Genomic DNA, 7,894 nt, shown 5'->3' on the forward strand with positions numbered 1-7,894 from the left:
GCACAATGCCCGCAATTGGCAGGATTTGTGCATGGCGCTTTGCCGGATTGATCCGGAACGGTTCAATTTTTGCGTTGCGGGACCGTGAATGTGCCGGTGACGCGGCCTTTGCTGCTTGTGGAAGATGCGCCGCCGGTGATGGTCGAACGACCAGCATTCAAATCGATCACAATACGCCCGCCGCTCAAACGGTTTGCACCTTGAGTCAGGCGGACATTGCCTATCAATGTGATAAGGTTGGATCCCAGATCATATATGGCGGCATCACTGGTAGCGCGCAAATCATCCTTGGTGATTGTTACCCCGCCCACGGCGTCGAGCCTGTTCACATCAATCCCGCCATTGCTGGTATAAGCCGCTGTCACGCGGGAGGCTCGCATCGTCAGACCAGCCTGGGTGGCGGTGACGCCACCTGTCAGGATCACGCGATCAGCCCTGTCCTGCAACTCAATCGCGCCTGCATCAAAATCGACCGGTGCGTTGCTGTTGTGGTTTCGGATGACCTGTGCGGGCGCCGCGACCGATAACAGGGCCGCAGTTCCCAATGCGCTGGCCAGCAAGATCGGCAGGAAAGTTTTTGACATGGTCGCCCTATCTAATCGCATTCTGGTTGATGCGCAAATGCGCGCCGCCTTCAAGCCGTACAATACGCGCATCAACATCGGCCCGTAACTTGCCTGCACTGAAAGTGCCGACCTTCATCGCGCCATTGACTGGCCCGAAGCTCTCAATCTGCCGGGTCTTCATCGCGAATTCGACATTGTTTGCGGTAACACTGAATCCGTCTCCACTGGTGTAGGACAGCGGCCCTTCAACGCGAACTTTTTCGGTTTCGAGATTATAATAGCCCTGACCTGCAACCAGTTGCGCGGGGCCGCCTGCCATCAGGATTTGCCCCGACAAGTCGGTCAGCCGGATGATCGGTTCCGCTGAGCTTTTCTGCACTGCACTGCCGCCGCGAAGCGTGAAGGGGCGCCCTTGGCTGTCTTCGCCGCGATACATGGCGTTGGTCAGCCGCAAGCGCTCTTTGGCCATATTAACCTCGTCCTTTGCCAGTACGAAGCTCATTTCCTGCGTATTCGAAAATGGGCTGACCACCAACATTGCAACCAACACGCCGATGATGCTGGGCAATGCAACGCGAAGAATCCGCACCAGCCGGTCATGTCGACCGCCGGGAGCGGCAAAAAACTGCCGCAATGTGCGTTCTCGGTCTGCCTGCTCGGACATAGGCGGTTTTACAGTCTCCGGTCGATGAACAAGGTTTTAGCTGTGGGCGAAAATATCGTCTTCGGGCCAGCCCATCAGGTCGAGTCGCGCCCGGTGCGGCAGAAAATCGAAACAGGCCTGCGCCATTTCGGTGCGGCCTTCGCGTTCGAGCCGGATAACGAATTCGGCATGCAGGCGGTGCAGGAAGCGCACATCGCTGGCTGCATAATCCTTTTGCGCCTCGCTCAGGACCGGCCCACCCCAGTCGCTCGATTGTTGTTGTTTCGAAATGTCGGTGGACAAAAGCTCCTTCACCAATTCTTTCAACCCATGGCGATCGGTAAATGTACGGGTGAGACGCGAGGCAATTTTGGTGCAGAACAGCGGGGTCGCCGTCACCTTCAGATAATATTCAATTGCGGCCAGATCGAAGCGAGCAAAGTGAAACAATTTCAATCGGTTGGGATCGCCCAAAATCGCTTTAAGATTGGGCGCGGCATAGGTGCTGCCGGGAGCAAAACGGATCAGATGCTCATCGCCGCTACCATCGGATATCTGCAGCAAACACAACCTGTCGCGCAATGTGTTCAGACCCATGGTTTCGGTATCGACCGCAAGGGCAGAGCTGCCTTGCAGTACGCCATCAGGCAGGTCTTCTTCATGAAGGAAAACGCTCATCCGCGCTCAAGCTTTCTCTAATCGGTTAATATGCCAATCCCTCTGCCCCAGCCGCGTCGTCAAGGCAAGTTTTACGGCTTTTACGCCGATTTAGGATTGGTGCATTATTTGCTATCGCGCTTTTCGTGCATAGGGTATAGCCTGCCATTGCGGGGCCAGTGGCATGTCGCGGGAAATGCGGGGTATTCGTCCTATTCTGCATGGATGGAAATTGGCGGGCGACGGGAAAGTATTAGTTCGAACATGAGTTTCAATGACAAGCGTCGTGGCCGTGGCCGTGACAAGCGCGATCGTTTTGGTGACGACAATTTCGGTTTTGACGCCCCCTCATTCCCTGGTGAATTGAGAGGTGGCGAGCGCCCCAGCGGCGGCTTTGGCGGTCCCCGCGGCGGCGGTGGTGGCTTCGGTGGCGGAGGCGGCGGTGGTTTCCGCGGTGGCGCTCCCCGGGCCCCTTCAATGCCCGCCCAGGTGGTTGGCGAAGGCAAAGGCGTTGTCAAATTCTTCAATAATCAGAAGGGCTTCGGCTTTATCCAGGTTGATGATCGCCCCGATGACGTATTCGTGCACATCAGCGCTGTCGAGCAAGCCGGCCTGACTGGCTTGGCCGAAGGGCAACCGCTCGAATTCACGCTTGTCGATCGCGGTGGCAAAGTATCGGCGACCGATCTTGTGATCGACGGCGATCCGCTTCCGGTTCCAGAGCGCGCACCGCGTCCCGAGCGTAGCGGTTTCGATCGTGATCGCGGTGGCGATCGTGGTGGCTTCCAGCGCGGCGGCGATCGCGATGGCGGCTTCCAGCGTGGACCGATGCGCGAATCGACTGGCGAACGCGCAAATGGCACTGTCAAATTCTTCAACGACATGAAGGGATTTGGCTTCATCCAGCGTGACGATGGCGGCGAAGATGTGTTCGTGCACATTTCCGCGCTTGAGCGTTCGGGTGTTGGCCAAGTGACGCAGAATGACCGTCTGGCATTCGACATCGAAGTCGATCGTCGCGGCAAATATTCGGCGACCAATGTAGAGCGTCTGGCTGAATAAGGCTTGGCTTACCGCTGATACGAAAAGGGCCTCTTTCGAGGCCCTTTTTGTTTGCGGGTTCAGCCGATTGTTTGTGTCAGGAACCATTCACGCTGTTGGGCTTGATCTGTCCAGTCGTCGAGCATTCCGTCGGTTGCATTGTCACCGGCTTCACTGGCGAGCTCTTTAACCGATTTCAAAGTATTGATCAGCGCCTTGTTGTCGGACAGCAACTCCTTGAGCATCGCGTCAGCGGATAAGCCGTCCTCGTCATTGTCCTTCATTGACTGCTTGGCGGTAATGTCACCAATTGAGGTCAAAGTCCGTTGCCCCAATTTGCGAACCCGCTCAGCGATCAGGTCTGTCGTGCCGATCAGTTCGGTCGCATGTTCGTCGAACAACAGATGATATTCGCGAAAATGCGGCCCTGAAACATGCCAGTGGAAGTTCTTGGTCTTCAGATATAGCGCAAAATAGTCGGCAAGCAGTCGGTTCAGCGCTGCTGCGAGCGCAGTTGTGCTGTTATTTCCCATCTAAAATCTCCTTCAGAGCGTATGACAGGAATATGGTGTCTGGCCGCGCCGAATGCCAATGCGAAATCTTTGCTACGCTAATCGATTCATCGTGTAGGAACAGGCACCTCACCACTATAATCATAAAAACCGCGCTTGGTCTTACGACCCAGCCAACCGGCCTCGACATATTTGACCAGCAGAGGGGCAGGGCGGTATTTGGAATCCCCTGTGGTGTCGTGCAGCACCTTGATGATCTCGAAACAGGTATCGAGCCCGATGAAATCGGCGAGCGTCAGCGGGCCCATCGGGTGGTTCAGACCAATCTGGCAGGCCATGTCGATATCGCGGATTGATGCCACGCCCTCACCCAAGGAAAAGCAGGCTTCATTGAGCATCGGCATCAATATGCGATTGACGATAAAGCCTGGAACATCCTCGGCAAAGACCATCGATTTGCCCAGCGCGTCACCGAACATTTTGACTTTTTCAACGGTCTGTTCCGATGTGGCAAGCCCGCGGATGACCTCGATCAGCCCCATGATCGGCACCGGATTGAAGAAGTGCACACCGATAAAGCGCGCCGGATCGGGTGACGATTGCGCCATGCGGGTGATGGGAATGGACGAGGTATTGGTCGCCAGAACCGCCTGATGGCCGAGCACCTTGCCCACTTCGTCGAAAATCTTGCGCTTGATGTCCTCACGCTCGGTGGCGGCTTCGATCACCAGCCCGGCTGAAGCCATCGGTTCATAGCTGGCGACAGGTTCGATGCGCGCAATGATCTGCTCGGCTTCGGCGGCGCCGATCTTTTCGCGCTCAACAAGGCGATGGATCGCTTTTGCGATGCCATCCTTGCCCGCCTTAGCACGGTCCATATCTATGTCGGAAAGCAGCACATGATAACCCGCTGCCGCGCTGACCTGTGCGATGCCCGCACCCATCTGACCTGCCCCGATAACTGCAACTGACCGCATGCTGACGACCCTTTCGAATATGTTCGGCGCCCCCCTAGCGCAGCCGGACGGTTCACGATAGACTGTTTGCCATGAGCTTGCCGTTCGCAAAATTCCTCTTTGTCGCTTCGGTGCTGGCCGCTTCGTCACATGCCGCGCCAATCGAACCGGGCAAGCAGTTCTTCCATAAAGACTGGGCTGCCGCCTGCGACAACGTCTATTCGTGCGAGGCGCTGTCGCTTGCACCCGAAGTTGACGGTGGCGACACCGCCCCAGCCATCCTGATCAGTCGGGAATCGCCCAATGAAGCGGTCACGGTGAAAATCTCGCTCGTGGCCCCCTCTGGGAACAGTTACCGCATCTTGATCGACGGTCGTGAAGTTGACCGTGGCGCACTTGCGCAAGGCGAGTGGTCGATCATTGGTTCGGTTGCTGACTCGCTCAAACTGGCGCGTTCGATCGGTCGGGGGCGAAACATGGTCATTCGCGGGGATGATGGAACTGTCTTGGGCAAGCGTACGCTCAAAGGTTCTGCTGCCGCGCTGATCCATATCGACATGATGCAAAACCGTGCACGCACGCGTACTGCGCTGTTCCTTGTCGGGCGGCGCGAACAGGCTGCAAGATCGGTTGCGCTGCCGGTCATAACCGCCACCCGCATCGGCAAACAGTCAGCGGTTCCTGATGCCGGAACGATCATTGGCATGGTGGAAAATGCGAAATGTTCAAGCGATAGTTCGACCGTAACCGAAAACAGCGCCGTCAGCCTTGGCAAGAAAGATAGTCGGCACAGGGTGCTGCTTCAGGTCAGTTGCGGCACAGGAGCCTATAACATGGCGGTTGCCCCTTATGTGGGCAGCTCAGCGGATGGCAAGAAATGGGCCTTCGCTCCGGCGCGGTTCGATTATCCGGATCAGGCCGATGAAGGGATGGACGGAGTGAAGCTGCTTTCCAACCCGAGTTGGGACGCCGCGACACAACAACTCAGCAGCTTTCACAAAGGGCGCGGATCGGGCGATTGCGGCACCGCCCAGACCTATGTCTGGGACGGGGATGTGTTCCGCCTGGTCGAAGCATTTGCCATGGACGAATGCCGTGGCTCTACCGAATGGATGCAGCTCTGGCGTGCCCGGGTGGAGTTCAAGGATTAACCCTTGCGCGCTTTCAACAGCAGCTCAGCGACCCCATAAGTCCGTTCATTGTCGACATCGATGGCAAAGGCTCCAACGGGCGTGATTTGCGGCACTACCTGAACGCCGAACCGACGTGAGATGGCCTTGAACGCCTTGTCGAGCGTCCACCAGCCCAGCCGGAAACGGATCAGGTTGATGATGCCGAACGCCTTGGCGATGCGGGCGCGGTTCTTCGCAAATTGCCCACCTTCGCGAAAGGCTTCGGTCGCCCGCAACGCTTTGGCATTGCGCAGCCAAAAGACGTTGCAGTTCGAAATGGCGACATCCTTGAATTCATAGAATTTGCGTTGCCCGTCCGGATGGGCCGCGCGGATGGACTCGCGCGTTGCGAGAACGACCACGGCGTCGCCTTCGCTCGCCAGTGCATCGCGATGCACGCCTTGCAGATAGCCGCTTTCAGCGAGCACATTGTCAGCGGTGGTGATCAACAGAGGAAAGGCGGCGTCCCCGCCAGCCAATGCGATTGCGTGCTCGACGCTTTCGACGATGCCCGCCTGCGCTTCGCACAGCACAAGACGCCCGCTTTTTGCAAGTGCCTCGACCGCTGGTAGGTCAGCGACAACGGCGGGATCGTGGATCGAGATGAAAACCTTGGCATCAGGGAAAGCGGGCCCGACGGCTTCGACCACCCATTCGAGTAGCGGCTTGCCGTTGATTGGCACCCGGCATTTATGGCTGACACCTGCGCGTTCGGCGAGTGGATCGAGTTTCCCGTCGCGCTTGCCCGCGAGGATGAGGATAGTCGGCTGGTCGGTCATGCAGCGCCTATAGGGACAGCGGCATTTTACGGCAAGCTAAGGCTGGTCAAGCACCGGATTTTGCACTAGGCGCGGGCGCGAAAAGGAATTCAGGGCTTTTATGGCAAACGCGCTTCGTATCGGATTGGCCGGGTTGGGGACGGTCGGCACTGGCGTCATCCAGCTTATCGAAGAAAACAGCGCATTGATTGCGCGCCGGGCAGGCCGCCCTATCCAGATTACTGCTGTGACTGCGCGCGACCGTTCCAAGGATCGCGGTGTCGACCTGACACCTTATCGCTGGGTCGACGATATGGGCGAACTCGCCACGGCAGCCGATGTCGATGTTGTAGTCGAACTTGTCGGTGGATCCGATGGCCCGGCGGTTACGCTGGCGCGCGAAACGCTGGGCGCGGGCCGCGCACTGGTTACGGCCAACAAGGCGATGATTGCGCATCACGGCGCAGAACTCGGGGCGCTGGCTGATGCCCAAGGTGCGCCGCTGAAGTTCGAGGCTGCAGTAGCCGGCGGCATTCCGGTTATCCAGGGACTGCGCGACGGGGCTGCGGCCAATCGGATCGACCGAGTGTATGGCATCCTCAACGGCACCTGCAATTTCATCCTCTCGGCGATGGAGCGCGACGGACGCGACTTTGGTGAGGTGCTGGCCGATGCCCAGGCCAAGGGATTCGCCGAAGCTGATCCGAGCTTTGACATTGACGGCGTTGACGCTGCGCACAAGCTATCCATCCTCGCCTCACTCAGCTTTGGCAGCCGGATCGATTTCGAAGGCGTGGATATTCGCGGTATCCGCAAGATTATCGCTGCCGACATCGCGCAGGCACGGGCGCTGGGATACCGGATCCGTCTGATAGGCCTTGCCGAAGTCGATGGTGAAAATGGCGGCGCTTCGCTGTTCCAGCGGGTGCAGCCCTGTCTCGTTCCCATCGATCATCCGTTGGCCCATGTCGCGGGTGCAACCAATGCGGTGGTTGCGGAGGGCAATTTTTCTGGTCGGCTGCTTTTCCAGGGCGCTGGCGCTGGCGATCGGCCAACGGCGTCTGCGGTGGTGGCAGACCTTGTCGACATTGCACGCAAGGAAACCGGCCCGGCATTCTCTGTGCCGACAACCGAACTCGACGAATTGCCGCGCGCCACCGCTGCGCACCGCATCAACAAAACCTATTTGCGCATGCTTGTTGCCGACCGGCCGGGTGTACTCGCCGAAATCGCAGCCGCGATGCGCGATGCCGGGCTGTCGATCGAAAGCCTGATCCAGCGCGAAGTAGCCGATGGCTCCGCTTTGATTGCCATGGTCACGCACGAGGCGCGTGAACAGGCCGTAACCGATACCCTCGCCGCCCTTAAAGGCTCTGATAGCCTGCAGGGTGAACCGATGGTCATGCATATTTTGGGAGAATAGAATGACGACGCAATCTAGCGGCGCAATGGACCGCGTTCTGGTCCTCGAAATGGTGCGCGTTACAGAGGCCGCGGCGATGGCAGCGGCCAGCATGATCGGGCGCGGTGACGAAAAGGCCGCCGATGCCGCCGCCGTTGAAGCGATGCGCGCTGCGCTCAACGATCTT

Annotated in this window: 10 protein-coding genes; 4 read left to right on the top strand and 6 right to left on the bottom strand. The window is 58.2% G+C overall.

Annotated elements, in window-relative coordinates; genetic code table 11:
* Positions 1–62 precede the first annotated feature (62 nt).
* From PKC81_RS09175 to PKC81_RS09185, 3 genes are read right to left on the bottom strand one after another with little or no spacing between them, the layout of a single operon-like run.
* Positions 63–584 carry an LptA/OstA family protein gene (locus tag PKC81_RS09175; RefSeq protein WP_324335320.1) on the bottom strand — a complete coding sequence of 174 codons (522 nt, stop codon included), beginning with the start codon at positions 582–584 and terminating at the stop codon, positions 63–65.
* Positions 585–591: 7 nt separating this feature from the next.
* Positions 592–1,230: an LPS export ABC transporter periplasmic protein LptC gene (locus PKC81_RS09180; protein WP_324335322.1), complete on the bottom strand. Its 639-nt coding sequence runs from the start codon at positions 1,228–1,230 to the stop codon at positions 592–594.
* A gap of 36 nt (positions 1,231–1,266) precedes the next feature.
* Entirely contained in the window at positions 1,267–1,887 is a 621-nt protein-coding gene (locus tag PKC81_RS09185; protein ID WP_324335324.1) for a ribonuclease D, read from the bottom strand.
* A 243-nt stretch (positions 1,888–2,130) separates the two neighbouring features.
* Between PKC81_RS09185 and PKC81_RS09190 the strand changes: the two genes are divergently transcribed.
* A complete protein-coding gene (locus PKC81_RS09190) occupies positions 2,131–2,928 on the top strand; it encodes a cold-shock protein (RefSeq protein WP_324335326.1) in 798 nt (265 codons plus the stop codon).
* A 59-nt stretch (positions 2,929–2,987) separates the two neighbouring features.
* Here the strand turns inward: PKC81_RS09190 and PKC81_RS09195 are convergent, their stop codons facing one another.
* Positions 2,988–3,440: a DNA starvation/stationary phase protection protein gene (locus PKC81_RS09195; RefSeq protein WP_324335328.1), complete on the bottom strand. Its 453-nt coding sequence runs from the start codon at positions 3,438–3,440 to the stop codon at positions 2,988–2,990.
* 86 nt (positions 3,441–3,526) lie between these two features.
* Positions 3,527–4,396 (bottom strand): 3-hydroxyacyl-CoA dehydrogenase NAD-binding domain-containing protein, encoded by an 870-nt coding sequence (locus PKC81_RS09200; protein WP_324335330.1) that lies wholly within the window; start codon positions 4,394–4,396, stop codon positions 3,527–3,529.
* A gap of 71 nt (positions 4,397–4,467) precedes the next feature.
* Between PKC81_RS09200 and PKC81_RS09205 the strand changes: the two genes are divergently transcribed.
* On the top strand, positions 4,468–5,526 hold the full coding sequence (locus tag PKC81_RS09205) for a DUF1176 domain-containing protein (protein ID WP_324335332.1): 1,059 nt from the start codon (positions 4,468–4,470) through the stop codon (positions 5,524–5,526).
* Here the strand turns inward: PKC81_RS09205 and PKC81_RS09210 are convergent.
* Positions 5,523–6,326, bottom strand: coding sequence for a nucleotidyltransferase family protein (locus tag PKC81_RS09210; protein ID WP_324335334.1), 804 nt, complete (start codon positions 6,324–6,326; stop codon positions 5,523–5,525). The two genes, PKC81_RS09205 and PKC81_RS09210, sit on opposite strands and share 4 nt — an antisense overlap.
* Positions 6,327–6,426: 100 nt before the next feature.
* Here PKC81_RS09210 and PKC81_RS09215 point away from each other — a divergent pair, with 100 nt between their 5' ends.
* A complete protein-coding gene (locus PKC81_RS09215; RefSeq protein WP_324335336.1) occupies positions 6,427–7,728 on the top strand; it encodes a homoserine dehydrogenase in 1,302 nt (433 codons plus the stop codon).
* Position 7,729: 1 nt separating this feature from the next.
* Positions 7,730–7,894, top strand: a 165-nt coding sequence (locus PKC81_RS09220) for a fructose-bisphosphatase class II (protein WP_324335339.1), incomplete at its 3' end; no start/stop codon positions are given.

Origin of the sequence: Sphingorhabdus sp. (genome assembly GCF_035329025.1) — a bacterium.
In the GTDB taxonomy this organism is placed as follows: Bacteria; Pseudomonadota; Alphaproteobacteria; order Sphingomonadales; family Sphingomonadaceae; genus Sphingorhabdus_B.

Coding starts and splice junctions, on each gene's coding strand:
- PKC81_RS09185 (WP_324335324.1), bottom strand. CDS start 1,887: ATGAGCGTTTTCCTTCATGAAGAAGACCTGCCTGATGGCGTACTGCAA.
- PKC81_RS09190 (WP_324335326.1), top strand. CDS start 2,131: ATGAGTTTCAATGACAAGCGTCGTGGCCGTGGCCGTGACAAGCGCGAT.
- PKC81_RS09175 (WP_324335320.1), bottom strand. CDS start 584: ATGTCAAAAACTTTCCTGCCGATCTTGCTGGCCAGCGCATTGGGAACT.
- PKC81_RS09180 (WP_324335322.1), bottom strand. CDS start 1,230: ATGTCCGAGCAGGCAGACCGAGAACGCACATTGCGGCAGTTTTTTGCC.
- PKC81_RS09200 (WP_324335330.1), bottom strand. CDS start 4,396: ATGCGGTCAGTTGCAGTTATCGGGGCAGGTCAGATGGGTGCGGGCATC.
- PKC81_RS09205 (WP_324335332.1), top strand. CDS start 4,468: ATGAGCTTGCCGTTCGCAAAATTCCTCTTTGTCGCTTCGGTGCTGGCC.
- PKC81_RS09195 (WP_324335328.1), bottom strand. CDS start 3,440: ATGGGAAATAACAGCACAACTGCGCTCGCAGCAGCGCTGAACCGACTG.
- PKC81_RS09210 (WP_324335334.1), bottom strand. CDS start 6,326: ATGACCGACCAGCCGACTATCCTCATCCTCGCGGGCAAGCGCGACGGG.
- PKC81_RS09215 (WP_324335336.1), top strand. CDS start 6,427: ATGGCAAACGCGCTTCGTATCGGATTGGCCGGGTTGGGGACGGTCGGC.